This is a genomic window from Aeromicrobium sp. SORGH_AS_0981 (assembly GCF_031453195.1).
Taxonomy (GTDB): Bacteria; Actinomycetota; Actinomycetes; order Propionibacteriales; family Nocardioidaceae; genus Aeromicrobium.
Map to the genome: position 1 here is coordinate 1,938,574 of NZ_JAVIZD010000001.1, position 14,418 is coordinate 1,952,991.

The following is a 14,418-nucleotide window of genomic DNA, read 5'->3' on the forward strand; positions in this document are numbered from 1 at the left end:
TTCCAGGGAACCGACGGGGCGCGGTCTTCGTTGTGCCCCTCGAACGACGGGCGCATGCCTCCCGTCATGTCCCAGACGCCGCACAGGAGCCAGACCACGTGAGCAACGACCGCAAGCAGCGAGCCGAGCAGATGCGCAAGGAGCGCGAGAAGGCCGACAAGCGCCAGCGCAACGTCATCACGATCGCGATCGTCGCCGTCGTCATCGCCCTCGTCGGCGTCGGCGGCTACGCCGTGAAGTCGACGGCCGACAAGAACGCCAAGAGCACCGACCTCGTCGCGCCGAAGAACACGAAGGACTACGGCATCCTGTACGACCAGGCCGACGCCGAGGCCGCCGACGGCGGGTCCTCCGACGGTGACGCCGCGTCCGGCGACGCGAAGCCGGTCAGCGTCGAGGTGTACGAGGACTTCCAGTGCCCCGTGTGCCAGCAGTTCGAGCAGGTCGCCGGCCCCATGCTGAAGCAGCAGGTGGCGGCGGGCGAGATCGCGCTCACCTACAAGCCGTTCTCCTTCCTCGACGAGAACGGCGGCAGCACCAACGACTACTCCAAGCGCGCCACCAACGCGGCGCTCTGCGCCCTCGACGCCGGCGGCGTCGACGACTACGTCAAGGTCCACGACTTCCTGTACGCCAACCAGCCGCAGGAGGGCACGGCCGGACCCGAGAACGCGAAGCTCGTGGAGGACCTCAAGAGCCTCGGCATCACCGGCGCGGGCATCGACTCGTGCGTGAAGTCCGAGAAGTTCGTCCCGTGGGTCGTCAAGGCCAAGGAGGTCGCGCAGGACAGCGACCGCGAGATCAGCGGCACGCCGACGGTCTTCGTGGACGGCAAGAAGCTCGACGACTTCAGCCCCGCCACGATCCAGAAGGCGGTCGAGGAGGCCAAGGCCTGACCCCGGCTCCTCCCCGCACACGGCCCCCGCACCCTCGGTGCGGGGGCCGTGTCACGTCAGCAGCAGGCCCAGCCACGCCGCCGCGACGCACACGACGGCGGTGCCCGCCGCGTGGGCGACGGCCCTGCCGCCCCGGCCGCGGAGCGCGAGGCGGGCGGAGTCGAGGCTCGCGGTGCTGAACGTCGTGTAGCCGCCGAGGAACCCGGTGGCCACGACCGTCAGGGCGACGCCGTCGTCGAGCAGTCCGACGGCCAGCCCGATGAGGAACGACCCGGTGACGTTCACGGCGACGATGCCCCACGGGAACCGCCCGGAGGAGCGCTGACCCACCCAGGTGTCGACGAGCAGCCGCAGCACCGAGCCTCCCCCGCCCGCGACCGCCACCGCACCCGCCAGCAGCACACCGTTCATCCCGCACCCCGGGTCCGCAGGGCGCGGCCGACGGCGAGCCCGCCGACCGAGGCGGCGAAGCCACCCGCGACGGTCGCGAGGAGGTAGACGAGGGCGTCGGCGGGTCGTGCGTCGGCGAGCAGGCCCTGGGTGTCGAGGGCGAAGGCGCTGTAGGTCGTGAAGCCGCCCATGAGACCGGTGCCGAGCAGCAGGCGGGCACGCGACGACGCGACGGTGGCGGTCAGGACGCCGAGCAGGAACGCGCCGAGGAGGTTGACGCCGAGGATGCCGACGGGCAGCCCGTCGACCGGGTCGACGGACACTGCCACGCCGTAGCGGGCCAGCGTGCCGACCGCGCCGCCGGCGGCCACGAGCGCCACCGCGTCCGGACGCGGCCAGGTCGTCGCCATGGTCGGACTCTACGACCCGCGGATAGGTTCGTCGCATGGACGTCTCACGGCTCGTGCTCGGCACCATGTACCTCGGCACCCGGACGGACGAGGCGACGTCGCGGGCGCTGCTCGACCGGTTCCTCGCCGCCGGCGGACGGACCCTCGACACCGCCAACTGCTACGCCTTCTGGGTCGACCCGAGCGGGCACGGGGGAGCGAGCGAGCGCCTCATCGGCCGCTGGCTGGCGGCGGAGCCGTCGCGTCGCGAGCGGGTCGAGCTGGCCACGAAGGTCGGCGTCGAGCCCCTCGACGAGCCCCGCGCGGACGGCCATCCCGTCGAGGGCCTCTCGGCCGAGGTCGTGCGAGCCGGCTGCGAGGCGAGCCTGCGTCGCCTCGGCGTCGACGTGATCGACCTGTACTGGGCGCACGGGGAGGACCGGGGGACGCCGCTGGAGGAGACGGTGGAGGCGTTCGGTTCTCTCGTCGCCGACGGCGCGGTGCGACGGCTGGGCGTCTCCAACCACCCGACCTGGCGGGTCGAGCGTGGCCGGGCGCTCGCCGAGGCGCGCGGGCTCGAGGCGTGGACCGCCCTGCAGCTCACGACGTCGTACGTGCACCCGCGGCCCGGCGCGGCGGTGGAGGGCAAGGACCACCGGTTCGGCTTCGTCACCGACGAGACCGTCGACTACGTCAGCGAGCACCCCGACCTCGAGCTGTGGGCCTACTCTCCGCTCGTGCAGGGCTCCTACGACCGTCCTGACCGCCCGTTCCCGCAGGCCTACCGCCACCCGGGCACGGAGCGACGTCTGGCGGTGCTGGACGACGTCGCGCAGGCGCACGGCGTGCCGCGGTCGGTGGTCGTGCTGGCCTGGCTGATGGCGTCGCGGCCCGAGGTGCGGCCGATCCTCGGCGTCAGCTCGGTGGAGCAGCTCGAGTCGGCCCTGCGTGTCGCCGACGTGGACCTCGCCCCTGACGAGCTCGCCGCCCTCGACGCCCCGACCTGAGGAGGGGTTCTGCTCCTCGATCTGAGGGCCCCGGAAGGAATCTCGGATGTGAGCGCCCCCGGCAGGAATCGAACCTGCGACCCGAAGATTAGAAGGCTTCTGCTCTATCCATCTGAGCTACGGGGGCCCGCCCCCACCCTAGTCGCACCCGACCGGCCCCGGATCGGAACCTCATGGCCCGTCCGCGGTGCCGAGAAGGGCGATGACGTCCCACATGTGGGGGCGGTCGTCGCGTGCCGTGGGGCGCGGGGCACCGCGTTCCCCTAGGCTCCGGGGGGTGAGCCAGCCACACGCGCAGGAGGCCGCGCCGGAGGTGGCGGGCCGCGGGACGATCCCCCGACGGATGCCCCGCTACGTCGAGCGTCCGCGGCAGCGGGGACGCACCGTGCTGATCGTGCTCACCGGGATCGGCGTGGCGCTGGGCCTGGTCGAGATCGTGGTGGTCGCTGCCGGCGCGGAGGCGCTCGAGGGCGCGCGCCTGGCGATCATCTACGCACTGGTGCCGCTGCCGGTGCTGTGGTTCGTGTACTGGTGGCTCGACCGCTACGAGCCGGAGCCACGTCGCTACAAGGTGGCCGCGTTCGTGTGGGGTGGTGTCGGCGCGGTCGGCATCGCGCTCGCCGTGCAGGTGCTGCTGGGGGAGACGACCGACCTGACGCAGAAGGAGCTGGCGACGTTCGTCGCCCCTGCGAGCGAGGAGCCTGCCAAGGGGCTGTTCCTGCTGCTGACGTTCCTGCGCTGGCGTCGCATCATCGACGGTTTCCTGGACGGCCTGATCGTGGCCGGCCTCGTGGGGCTGGGCTTCGCGTTCGTCGAGAACATCGGCTACTACGCCCTCAGCTACGCCGGCGGGCCCGACGTGCCGATCGCCGGCGCCGAGGGCGCGGCCGGGACGTTCGTCGTCCGCGGGATCGCCAGCCCGTTCGCGCACCCGCTCTTCCTGTCGGCGTTCGGCATCGCGCTGGGGCTGGCCGTCGGCATCCGCTCGAAGGTCCTGAAGGTGCTGGTGGGCACGCTCGGCCTCGCGATCAGCATGGTCCTGCACGGGCTCTGGAACGGGTCCGCGTCGTACTTCGGTGGCGTGGGCTTCGCGCTCACCTACTTCGCGCTGTTCGTCCTGTTCGTCACGCTCGCCGTCGTGGCCATCGTGGCGCGCTCGCGCCAGGTCCGGACCCTCGAGCACTCGTTGTCCTACGTCGCCGAGCGCGGCTGGATCCATCCCGCGGAGATCCCGTACCTCTCGCGCTTCGGCTACCGCAAGCAGGCACGCCGGCACGCCCGCCGTCACCACGGCCGGGTGGCCGGACGGATCGTGCGCCGCTACCAGCGCCTCGCCACGGAGATGGCCTTCCTGCACGACGCGATCATGCGCGGCCAGACGAAGCCGCACGGCGTCGAACGCACCTACGCGCTGCTCGACGCGATGTACGAGCTGCGACCCGCGCTCCGCTTCCCGCCGCCCCTGCCCGTCGCGCACCGACGGTGACGCGACGCGGACGCACCGTGGTCACGCAGAGTCCACTACCGTGTCCCTTGACCCCGCGGAACAGCCGCAACGACACGTCGAGACGGGAGGAGCACCGGTGCCCAGCGAACACGCCTCGGCCGAGCTGCTGGGAGCGCTGAGCAAGCTCCTCACCGACGTCACGGCGGCCCCCCTCGCGCTCGAGGTCCCGGGTGTCGACGAGGTGCGCTCCACCCGCGCCGAGATGGTCGACCAGCTGTCCGACTACGTCATCCCGCGGCTCGTGCAGCTCGAGGCTCCGCTGCTCACGGTCGTGGGCGGGTCCACCGGCGCGGGCAAGTCGACGCTGGTCAACTCGCTCGTGGGGGAGCAGGTCACCCAGTCCGGCGTGCTGCGCCCGACCACGCGCTCGCCGGTGCTGGTGCACCACCCCGACGACGCGGAGTGGTTCCAGCCCGACCGCATCCTGCCCGAGCTGCCCCGCACCAAGGCGGTCACGAACGACGTCTACGCCCTGCGCCTGGCGCCCTCTACGGGTGTCCCGCGCGGCCTGGCGATCCTCGACGCGCCCGACATCGACTCGATCGACGCAGCCAACCGCGAGCTGGCGACGCAGCTGCTCGCGGCCGCCGACCTCTGGCTCTTCGTCACCTCGGCCGCGCGCTACGCCGACCAGGTGCCGTGGGACTACCTCGGACGCGCCGCGGAGCGCAGCACGTCGGTGGCCGTGGTCCTCGACCGCACGCACGCCGACGCGGTCGTGGAGGTGCGAGGCCACCTCGCGCGCATGATGACGTCGCGCGGGCTGTCGGACTCCCCGCTCTTCACGGTGCCGGAGTCGCCGGTCGGCGAGGACGGTCTGCTGCCGCGCGAGGCCGTCGAGCCGATCCGCGGCTGGCTGCGCGACCTCGCGGCCGACCCCGAGGGTCGCTCGGCCGTCGTCTTCGGCACGCTCGACGGCGCCGTGCGCCACAACGTGCTGCGCTCGCACGTCGTCGCCGACGGGCTCGACGAGCAGCTCGCGGCCGCACGTCAGCTGCACGACGACGCCACCCGCACCTACGCCGAGGCGGTCGACCTGCTGCGTCGGGCCACCGCCGACGGCACGGTCATGCGCGGCGAGGTGCTGACCCGCTGGCAGGAGTTCGTCGGCAACGGCGAGCTGCTGCGCTCGGTCGAGGAGCGCGTGAGCCGCATCCGCGACCGGCTCGTCGACCAGGTCACCGGCAAGCGCACCCGCTCCGCGGAGGTCAGCGAGGCGGTGGAGTCCGGGCTGCAGACCCTGCTGGTGGAGCAGCTCGAGGCTGCCGCGGAGGCGGTGTACCGCTCCTGGTCCTCGGTCGGCGCCGGTCGGGCGCTGATCGCCTCCGAGCGCGGCCTCGACCGCGCGTCGCGCGACGTCCGCGTCAAGGCCGAGCGGCTCGTTCGCGACTGGCAGGCCGAGGTGCTCGAGCTCGTCCGCGCCGAGGGCTCCGACAAGCGCCTCACGGCCAAGTTCCTCGCCTTCGGCGTCAACGGCATCGGCGTCGCGCTGATGGTGCTGGTGTTCGTCAGCGGCTCCGCGGGTCTCACCGGCGCCGAGGTCGGCGTCGCCGGCGGCACCGCGGTCGTCGCGCAGAAGCTGCTCGAGGCGATCTTCGGCGACCAGGCGGTCCGCCGGCTCGCCGAGCGCGCCCACACGTCGCTCGTCACCGCGGTCGAGGCGCTCGCGACGGCGGAGAGCCGGCGCTACCTCGACCTCGTCAGCGACCCGGCCGTGATCGAGGCCTCCCAGTCCCGGCTGCGCGACGCCGCGCGCCGGGCCGAGTACGCACGACACATCGACTTCCTGGACGGAGAGACCGCCTCATGAGCGAGCGCCCCGGACCCGTCGCGCGCGCGACCTCGGCGCTGTTCGGCGGCGAGCGCAACGACGTCGCCGCCCGCCTCGACGGCCTCGGCGAGGCGGTCGAGGCCGCCCGCGGGCGCCTCGACGACAGCCTGTTGGACCCTGCCGCAGCACTTGCCGAGCGGGCCTCGGAGCGGCTGCGGCTCTCCGGCGAGCACACGATCGTGGCGCTGGCGGGCGCCACGGGCTCGGGCAAGTCCTCGCTCTTCAACTGCCTGACCGACCTCGAGCTCGCCGGTGTCGGCGTGCGCCGTCCGACCACGTCGTGGGCCCTCGCGTGCTCGTGGGGACCCGACGGCGCCCAGGAGCTGCTCGAGTGGATGGGCATCCCCGCGCGCCACCAGGTGTCGCGCATGAGCATGCTCGACCGCTCGTCGGCCGACACGAAGCTCGACGGGCTCGTCCTGCTCGACCTGCCCGACCACGACTCCACCGAGGTCTCGCACCACCTCGAGATGGACCGGCTCGTCCAGTACGCCGACCTCCTCATCTGGGTCCTCGACCCGCAGAAGTACGCCGACGCCGCCATCCACGACCGCTACATCCGGCCGATGGCGGCCTACCGCGACGTCACGCTCGTGGTGCTCAACCAGATCGACCGCATCCACTTCTCCGAGCGGGAGCGGGCGCTGGGCGACGTGCGCGCCATCCTCGACCGCGAGGGTCTGCCGGGCGTGCCGGTCCTCGGCGTCTCCGCGCACCGCGGCGACGGGGTCGACGACCTCAAGCGCGAGCTCGCGCGGCGCATCCGCGCGAAGGCCTCCGCCAAGGAGCGCCTGGCGCAGGACATCGCGGCGTCGGCAGCGGGCATCGTCACCGTCGGCGGCCGCAGCGACATCCCGGGCATCACCGACATCGACCGCCAGGCGCTCGACCTCGCCCTGCTCGACAGCGTCGGTGCGCCGCAGCTCGTCGAGGCCGTCGAGGCCTCGACGCTGCGCACCGCGCGCCGGCACACCGGCTGGCCGCCGCTGCGCTGGGTCGGTCGCCTGCGCAAGGACCCGCTCCGCGAGCTCGGCATCGACCCCGACGGCTCCCTCGCGTCGCTCTCGCGTGCCGTGCGGCCGTCCGTCGGGCACGTCCAGCGGGCGCAGGCGGAGTCGGCCGTGCGCGAGATCTCCGAGAAGGCGGCCGTCGGCCTCGAGCGACCCTGGCGCGACGCCGTGCGCGAGGCGTCGGTCAGCACCAGCGCCGACGTGGTGCGCGAGCTCGACGAGACGGTCGACCGCATCGACCTCGGCCTGTCCCGCACGCCCTTCTGGTGGCGTGCCGTCGACGTGCTGCAGTGGCTCGCGTTCGCGGCGCTCGTCGTCGGCGTCGGCTGGGGAGCCGTCGAGCTGCTGAGCGGCCTCGTGGGCTGGCAGGTGGGTGACGCGCCGGTCGTGGCGGGCACGTCGCTGCCGCTGCTGCTCCTCCTCGGGGGGCTGGTCGGTGGCGTGGTGCTGGCCGCGTTGTCCCGCGCGGCGGTGCGGGCGAGCGCGCGGCGGCGGGCGCAGCAGGCCGACGCGACGCTGCGTCGCGCCGTCGCCGAGGTGTCCGAGCAGAAGGTCGTCGCGCCGCTGCAGGCCGAGCTCGACCGCTACGAGCGCTACCGCTCGGGCATCCTGCGCGCCCTGGGCTGAGCCCACCGACGCCGCGGACCACCGCGAGGCGCGGCACGTCGGCCGCCGTCGGTAGGCTGGGTGCCCTATGGCTGACTACGTTCTCTCCCTGCGCAACGTCCGCAAGGCCCACGGCGACAAGGTCGTCCTCGACGACGTGACCCTCTCGTTCCTGCACGGCGCCAAGATCGGCGTCGTGGGGCCGAACGGCATGGGCAAGTCCTCGCTCCTCAAGCTCATGGCCGGCCTCGACCAGCCGAACAACGGCGACATCGTCCGTGACCCCGAGGCCACCGTCGGCATGCTCCAGCAGGAGCCGCCCCTCACCGAGGGCAAGACCGTCCTGGAGAACGTCGAGGAGGCGGTTTCGGAGGTCAAGGACAAGATGAAGCGCCTCGAGGAGGCGTACGCCGAGATGGGCGAGCCCGACGCCGACTACGACGCCCTCATGGCCGAGACCGGCGACCTGCAGACGTTCCTCGACAGCGTCAACGCGTGGGACCTCGACTCCCGCCTCGACCAGGCCATGGACGCGCTGCGCTGTCCGCCGCCGGACGAGCTCGTCGACCACCTCTCCGGTGGTGAGCGCCGCCGCGTGGCGCTGTGCAAGCTCCTGCTCCAGCAGCCCGACCTCCTGCTCCTCGACGAGCCCACCAACCACCTCGACGCCGAGTCGGTGCAGTGGCTCGAGGGTCACCTCAAGACCTACCCGGGCGCCGTCCTGGCCGTCACCCACGACCGCTACTTCCTCGACAACGTCGCCGAGTGGATCGCCGAGGTCGACCGCGGCCGCATCCACGGCTACGAGGGCAACTACTCCACCTACCTGGAGACGAAGAAGGAGCGCCTCAAGATCGAGGGCGCGAAGGACGCCAAGCGCGCCAAGATGCTCGAGAAGGAGCTCGACTGGGTCCGCTCCAACGCCAAGGGCCGTCAGGCGAAGAGCAAGGCGCGTCTGGCCCGTTACGAGGAGCTCGCGGCCGAGGCCGAGCGCGCCCGCAAGATCGACACGAGCGAGATCAACATCCCCGCCGGCCCGCGCCTCGGCGACGTCGTGCTCGACGCGAAGAGCCTCAGCAAGGGCTTCGAGGGCCGCACCCTGTGGGACGACATCAGCTTCTCGCTGCCGCGCGCCGGCATCGTCGGCGTCGTGGGCCCGAACGGCGTCGGCAAGACCACCCTCTTCCGCATGATCACCGGCAACGAGGAGCCCGACGCAGGGATCCTCGAGGTCGGCCAGACGGTCAAGATCTCCTACGCCGACCAGAGCCGGGGCAGCATCGCCGCGGACAAGAACGTCTGGGAGGTCGTCTCGGACGGGCTCGACTTCATCAAGGTCGCGAACTTCGAGATGAACAGCCGCGCGTACGTGGCCTCGTTCGGCTTCAAGGGCGCCGACCAGCAGAAGAAGGCCGGCGTGCTGTCCGGCGGTGAGCGCAACCGCCTCAACCTCGCGCTGACGCTCAAGCAGGGCGGCAACCTGCTGCTGCTCGACGAGCCCACCAACGACCTCGACGTCGAGACCCTGTCCTCGCTCGAGGACGCGCTGCTCGACTTCCCGGGCTGCGCCGTGGTCACGTCGCACGACCGCTGGTTCCTCGACCGCATCGCCACGCACATCCTCGCGTGGGAGGGCACCGAGGACGAGCCGGGTCGCTGGTTCTGGTTCGAGGGCAACTTCGCCTCCTACGAGGAGAACAAGATCGAGCGCCTCGGCGAGGAGGCGGCTCGTCCGCACCGCGTCACCCACCGTCGCCTCACCCGCGACTGAGCACGTCGCACGATGCAGAGAACCATCGCCCCTTCCTGGTCCAGGAAGGGGCGATGGTGTGTCGGGGCGGGGGCTCCCCGTCAGAAGCCGCGACCCTCGAGGCCGGTGCGGACGGCCTCCAGGACCCGCCCGACGGCGGCGAGGTCCTCGCGGCTGCAGCGTGCGACGAGGTAGTCGTGGACGCCGCGCACGTGGGTGTGGGCGGCCTGGGCCAGCACGTCGTGGCCGTGGTCGGTGAGCACGGCGCTCACCCCGCGTCCGTCGGTGCAGCTCGCGGCGCGGCGCACGATGCCGTCACGCTCGAGTCGGGCGATGGTGTGGGTGATGCGGCTGCGCGAGTGCGAGACGGCGGCCGCGAGCTCGGCCATGCGGATCGAGCGGTCCTGCGCCTCGGACAGGCGGACGAGGATCTCGTACTCGGCCATGGAGAGGTCGTGCGCCGCGCGCAGGTCGCGGTCGAGCTGGTCGAGGAGCACGGTCGACCCGCCGAGGTAGGAGCGCCACCACCGCTGCTGCTCGGTGTCGAGCCACGGCGTCGTGTCCGAGTTCTCGTCGATGGGGGCGCTGGTCATGGGCACATCCTAGGTTCGTGGCGAGGCAGTCCAGGAGAGGGTGTTGATTGAGGCTTCAACTACATGGTAGCGTCTCTCTCGTTGACGGCTCAACCACGAGCTGCGCCCCGACTTCAGGAGACACCCCATGAGCATCACCACCGGCACCTGGAACCTCGACCCCACGCACACCGAGATCGGCTTCGCCGTGCGTCACATCATGAGCAAGGTCCGCGGCACGTTCGAGACCTTCGAGGGCTCGATCGTCAGCGCCGACCCGATCAGCGACTCCACGGTCAACGTCGAGGTCGACCTGTCCTCGATCAACACCGGCACCGCCGACCGCGACAACCACCTGCGCTCGAGCGACTTCTTCGACACCGAGACGCACCCGAAGATGACCTTCACCAGCACCGGCGTCGTCCAGAAGTCCGACGAGTCCTTCGTCGTCAACGGCGACCTCACGATCAAGGGCGTCACCAAGCCCCTCCAGCTCGACGTCGACTTCCTCGGCGAGGGCAAGGACCCGTGGGGCGGCACGCGCGTCGGCGTCGAGGCCACCGGCGAGATCAGCCGCAAGGAGTTCGGCATCGACTTCAACATCCCGCTCGAGGGTGACAAGGTCATGATCGGCGACAAGATCACCATCACGATCAACGCGGAGGCCGTGCTCGAGGCCTGAGCCCCCAGCACCGCTGCGCAGCACGACTGCGGCAGCACCTCAGACGGCGTCCACCCCTCGCGGGTGGGCGCCGTCAGTCGTCGTGGGCCAGGACCATCCGCAGCGCGAGCCGGGCGTGCAGCTCGGCGACGTCCTCGGGCGTCTGCGGGCCGGTGGGGGAGAACCAGCGCACGAGGTCGATGCTGAGCGACAGGATCGCCCGGGTGGTGCCGACCACGTCGTCGACGGCGAAGTCGCCCGACGTCACGCCCGCCTCGAGCACCCGCTGCATGACGCGCTCGATGGCGCGACGCAGTGCGGCGACCTCGGAGCGGTGCTCCGGGGTCAGCGCGTCGAACTCGTACTGCACGATGCGGCCGACGCGGCTGTGCGACGCGTGCCAGGCGCTGAAGTCGTGCACGAAGCGCCTCAGGCGCTCCGGGGGAGCGGCGGCCGGGTCGTCGGCGGACTCCACGACCTGCAGGGCCGAGCGGTGCCCGTCGATGCTGACCGTGAAGAGCAGCGACTCCTTGGTGTCGTGGTGGACGTAGACCGCTGCCGGGCTCATGCCGGCGCGCGCCGCGATGTCGCGGGTCGTCGTCGCCGTGAAGCCCTTCTCGGCGAACGCCTCCACGGCGGCCTCGAGGAGCCGCTCGCGCGCTGTGGCGGTCATGACATCGTCCCTTTCGTCGGTTGACAGCATGGCCCATGCCGGGCACGCTAAGCAAGCGCTTACCTACTGGCGCGTCACTTCACGTCCGAGCACGAGACACACCAGAGCACGAGGGACCCGATGGACCGCACCGTCTACACCGCCGACCACGAGGACTTCCGCGACACCTGCGCGACGTTCCTGGCCAAGAAGGTCGCCCCGCACATCGAGCAGTACATCGAGGACAAGGCGCTCCCGCGCGACTTCTGGCTCGCCGCCGGCGAGCTCGGCCTCCTCGGCCTGGAGATCCCCGAGGAGTTCGGCGGCGCCGGGGCCGAGGACTTCCGCTTCAACGCCGTCTGGGCCGAGGAGCTCAGCAAGGTCAGCGCCGCCCTCGCCTCCTGCGTCGGCATCCACTCCGACATCACCGCGCCCTACATCGTCGAGCTCGGCACGCAGGAGCAGAAGGAGCGCTGGCTGCCGAAGATCGCGTCGGGCGAGTGCCTGCTGGCCATCGGCATGACCGAGCCCGGCGGCGGCTCCGACCTCGCCGCGCTGAAGACCACCGCCGTCCGCGACGGCGACGAGTGGGTCATCAACGGCTCCAAGACCTTCATCACCAACGGCTACAGCGCCGACCTGGTGGTCACCGCCGTCCGCACCTCGCCGGAGAAGGGCGCCAAGGGCATCACCCTCTTCGCCATCGAGGCCGGCGACGAGGGCTTCAGTCGCGGCCGCAAGCTCGACAAGGTCGGCCAGACCGAGTCCGACACCGCCGAGCTGTTCTTCGAGAACGTCCGCGTCGGCGACGACCGCATCATCGGCGAGCTCGACCGCGGCTTCATCCACATGATGCAGAAGCTCCCGCAGGAGCGGCTGAGCTGTGCGATCTCCAACATCGCCCACGCCAAGCAGATCCTCGTCGAGACCATCCAGTACGCCAAGGACCGCAAGGCGTTCGGCCAGGCCATCGGCAACTTCCAGTGGAACAAGTTCCTCATCGCCGAGCTCGTCACCAAGATCGAGGTCGCCGAGGCCTACCTCGACAACGCCGTCGCCGCCCACGCCGAGAAGAAGTTCAGCGCCGTCGACGCCGCCAAGGCCAAGTGGTACACCTCCGACGTCCAGAACCAGGTGCTCGACCACTGCGGTCCAGATCCACGGCGGCTACGGCTTCATGAACGAGTACCGCGTGGCCCGCGCCTGGCGCGACGCCCGCGTGACCCGCATCTGGGCCGGCTCCAACGAGATCATGAAGGAGCTCATCGGCCGCGACCTCGGCCTCTGAGCGCTGTTCCCCCGCCGTCCAGCGCCCGACACCCCGCGGGGGCACGGGCCCCGCACCTGCACGACGCCGCACGACCCCACCACCGGAAGGCAGCACCATGACCGAAGCCGTCATCGTCTCGACCGCCCGCTCGCCCATCGGCCGCGCCGTCAAGGGCTCGCTGAAGGACATGCGTCCTGACGACCTCACCGTGCAGATGGTGCAGGCCGCCCTCGAGAAGGTCCCCGGGCTCGACCCGAAGGACATCACCGACCTGCACCTCGGTGTCGGCCAGCCGGCCGGCGAGGCGGGTCACAACCTGGCCCGCGCCGTGGCCGTGCTCTCCGGCATGGACCACCTGCCGGGCGTCACCGTGAACCGCTACTGCTCGTCGTCGCTGCAGACGACCCGCATGGCGTTCCACGCCATCAAGGCCGGCGAGGGCGACGCCTACATCTCGGCCGGTGTCGAGACGGTGAGCCGCTTCCAGAACGGCTTCTCCGACCTGCCCGGCTCGGAGAACCCGCTGTTCGCGGACGCGATCGCCCGCACCGCGAAGCGCGCCGAGGGGGGCGCCGACACCTGGACGGACCCGCGCGAGAGCGGCGAGCTGCCCGACCTCTACATCGCGATGGGCCAGACGGCCGAGAACGTCGCCCAGCACCTCGGCATGAGCCGCGAGGAGCAGGACGAGTTCGGCGTCCGCAGCCAGAACCTCGCGGAGGCGGCCATCGAGTCCGGCTTCTGGGCCAAGGACATCACCCCGGTGACGCTGCCCGACGGCACCGTCGTCTCCAAGGACGACGGACCTCGCGCCGGCGTGACGCTGGAGGCTGTGAGCCAGCTCAAGCCGGTGTTCCGTCCCGACGGCACCGTGACGGCCGGCAACGCGTGTCCGCTCAACGACGGCGCCGCCGCCGTGGTCATCATGAGCGACGAGAAGGCCAAGGCGCTCGGCCTGACGCCGCTCGCGCGCATCGTCTCGACGGCCGTCACCGGTCTCTCGCCGGAGATCATGGGCCTCGGCCCCGTCGAGGCCATCCCGGCCGCGCTGCGCAACGCCGGCATGGGCATCGACGACATCGACCTCTACGAGATCAACGAGGCCTTCGCGGTCCAGTCGTGGGGCTCGGCGAAGGTGCTCGGCATCCCGCTGGAGAAGCTCAACGTCAACGGCGGCGCGATCGCCGTCGGGCACCCGTTCGGCATGACCGGCGCGCGCATCACCAGCACGCTCATCAACTCCCTGCAGTGGCACGACAAGCAGTTCGGCGTCGAGTCGATGTGCGTCGGCGGCGGCATGGGCATGGCGATGGTCATCGAGCGGCTGTCCTGATGGCCGCCGGGGAGGGTCGCTTCGCCGGGAAGGTCGCGGTCGTCACCGGCGCGAGCCGGGGGATCGGCCTGGGCATCGCGCAGCGCCTCGTCGACGACGGGGCGCGGGTGCTGGTCACGGCGCGCAAGGCGGACGCGCTCGAGGAGGCCGTGGCGTCGCTCGGGGCCGACCGGGCCGCGTTCGTCGCCGGCTCGGGCGACGACGCCGCGCACCAGGAGGAGGCGGTCCGCACCGCGATCGAGCGGTTCGGTCGGCTCGACTTCCTGGTGAACAACACTGGCATCAACCCGGTGTACGGGCGCATGATCGACATCGACCTCGAGGCTGCGGCGAAGATCTTCGCGGTCAACGTGCTGTCGGCCGTCGCGTGGGCGCAGCAGGCCTACCGGCAGTGGATGGCCGAGCACGGCGGCGCCATCGTCAACGTGTCGTCGGTGGCCGGGCTGAAGCCGGCCCCGAACATCGGCATGTACGGCGCGTCGAAGTCGGCGCTCATCCACGTGACCGAGGAGCTGGCGGTCGAGCTCGGCCCGGACATCCGGGT

The 14,418-nt window shown here is 71.5% G+C and carries 12 protein-coding genes, 1 tRNA gene and 2 pseudogenes; 10 read left to right on the plus strand and 5 right to left on the minus strand.

What is annotated here, in order from left to right; genetic code table 11:
* Nucleotides 1–98: 98 nt before the first annotated feature.
* Entirely contained in the window at nucleotides 99–896 is a 798-nt protein-coding gene (locus QE370_RS09865) for a thioredoxin domain-containing protein (RefSeq protein ID WP_309634246.1), read from the plus strand.
* A 51-nt stretch (nucleotides 897–947) separates the two neighbouring features.
* Here the strand turns inward: QE370_RS09865 and QE370_RS09870 are convergent, their stop codons facing one another.
* Together QE370_RS09870 and QE370_RS09875 are read right to left on the minus strand one after the other, a co-directional pair.
* On the minus strand, nucleotides 948–1,307 hold the full coding sequence (locus QE370_RS09870) for a CrcB family protein (protein ID WP_309634247.1): 360 nt from the start codon (nucleotides 1,305–1,307) through the stop codon (nucleotides 948–950).
* Nucleotides 1,304–1,696, minus strand: a complete 393-nt coding sequence (locus QE370_RS09875) for a CrcB family protein (protein ID WP_309634248.1) — start codon at nucleotides 1,694–1,696, stop codon at nucleotides 1,304–1,306. Before QE370_RS09875 ends, QE370_RS09870 begins: the two co-directional genes overlap by 4 nt.
* Before the next feature lie 35 nt (nucleotides 1,697–1,731).
* Here QE370_RS09875 and QE370_RS09880 point away from each other — a divergent pair, with 35 nt between their 5' ends.
* Nucleotides 1,732–2,682 carry an aldo/keto reductase gene (locus QE370_RS09880; protein WP_253021868.1) on the plus strand — a complete coding sequence of 317 codons (951 nt, stop codon included), beginning with the start codon at nucleotides 1,732–1,734 and terminating at the stop codon, nucleotides 2,680–2,682.
* A 53-nt stretch (nucleotides 2,683–2,735) separates the two neighbouring features.
* On the opposite strand, the gene QE370_RS09885 is transcribed toward QE370_RS09880, so the two are convergent.
* Nucleotides 2,736–2,809: transfer RNA gene (locus QE370_RS09885), tRNA-Arg, on the minus strand.
* 150 nt (nucleotides 2,810–2,959) lie between these two features.
* Here QE370_RS09885 and QE370_RS09890 point away from each other — a divergent pair.
* From QE370_RS09890 to ettA, 4 genes are all read left to right on the plus strand, one after another.
* Nucleotides 2,960–4,168, plus strand: a complete 1,209-nt coding sequence (locus tag QE370_RS09890) for a PrsW family intramembrane metalloprotease (RefSeq protein WP_309634249.1) — start codon at nucleotides 2,960–2,962, stop codon at nucleotides 4,166–4,168.
* A 97-nt stretch (nucleotides 4,169–4,265) separates the two neighbouring features.
* Nucleotides 4,266–5,999, plus strand: a complete 1,734-nt coding sequence (locus QE370_RS09895; protein ID WP_309634250.1) for a dynamin family protein — start codon at nucleotides 4,266–4,268, stop codon at nucleotides 5,997–5,999.
* Complete coding sequence (locus QE370_RS09900) at nucleotides 5,996–7,657, plus strand: GTPase (RefSeq protein ID WP_309634251.1); 1,662 nt, start codon at nucleotides 5,996–5,998, stop codon at nucleotides 7,655–7,657. Before QE370_RS09895 ends, QE370_RS09900 begins: the two co-directional genes overlap by 4 nt.
* Before the next feature lie 67 nt (nucleotides 7,658–7,724).
* The gene (gene ettA / locus QE370_RS09905) at nucleotides 7,725–9,407 is read left to right on the plus strand and encodes an energy-dependent translational throttle protein EttA (protein ID WP_309634252.1); all 1,683 of its coding nucleotides are present in this window, start codon (nucleotides 7,725–7,727) and stop codon (nucleotides 9,405–9,407) included.
* Nucleotides 9,408–9,487: 80 nt separating this feature from the next.
* On the opposite strand, the gene QE370_RS09910 is transcribed toward ettA, so the two are convergent.
* Nucleotides 9,488–9,979, minus strand: coding sequence for a MarR family winged helix-turn-helix transcriptional regulator (locus QE370_RS09910; RefSeq protein WP_253025687.1), 492 nt, complete (start codon nucleotides 9,977–9,979; stop codon nucleotides 9,488–9,490).
* A 127-nt stretch (nucleotides 9,980–10,106) separates the two neighbouring features.
* On the opposite strand from QE370_RS09910, the gene QE370_RS09915 reads away from it, so the two are divergent.
* Nucleotides 10,107–10,640, plus strand: coding sequence for a YceI family protein (locus QE370_RS09915; RefSeq protein ID WP_309634253.1), 534 nt, complete (start codon nucleotides 10,107–10,109; stop codon nucleotides 10,638–10,640).
* Nucleotides 10,641–10,713: 73 nt separating this feature from the next.
* On the opposite strand, the gene QE370_RS09920 is transcribed toward QE370_RS09915, so the two are convergent.
* On the minus strand, nucleotides 10,714–11,292 hold the full coding sequence (locus tag QE370_RS09920) for a TetR/AcrR family transcriptional regulator (protein ID WP_309634254.1): 579 nt from the start codon (nucleotides 11,290–11,292) through the stop codon (nucleotides 10,714–10,716).
* A gap of 120 nt (nucleotides 11,293–11,412) precedes the next feature.
* On the opposite strand from QE370_RS09920, the pseudogene QE370_RS09925 reads away from it, so the two are divergent.
* The 3 genes and pseudogenes from QE370_RS09925 to QE370_RS09935 form a co-directional block, all read left to right on the plus strand.
* Nucleotides 11,413–12,559: pseudogene (locus QE370_RS09925) on the plus strand (acyl-CoA dehydrogenase family protein).
* Nucleotides 12,560–12,656: 97 nt separating this feature from the next.
* Nucleotides 12,657–13,874, plus strand: coding sequence for an acetyl-CoA C-acetyltransferase (locus QE370_RS09930; protein ID WP_067855120.1), 1,218 nt, complete (start codon nucleotides 12,657–12,659; stop codon nucleotides 13,872–13,874).
* Nucleotides 13,874–14,383 (plus strand): annotated as a pseudogene (locus QE370_RS09935) (SDR family NAD(P)-dependent oxidoreductase); the annotation flags it as partial. The gene QE370_RS09930 and the pseudogene QE370_RS09935, both read left to right, overlap by 1 nt.
* Between the last annotated feature and the right edge of the window lie 35 nt (nucleotides 14,384–14,418).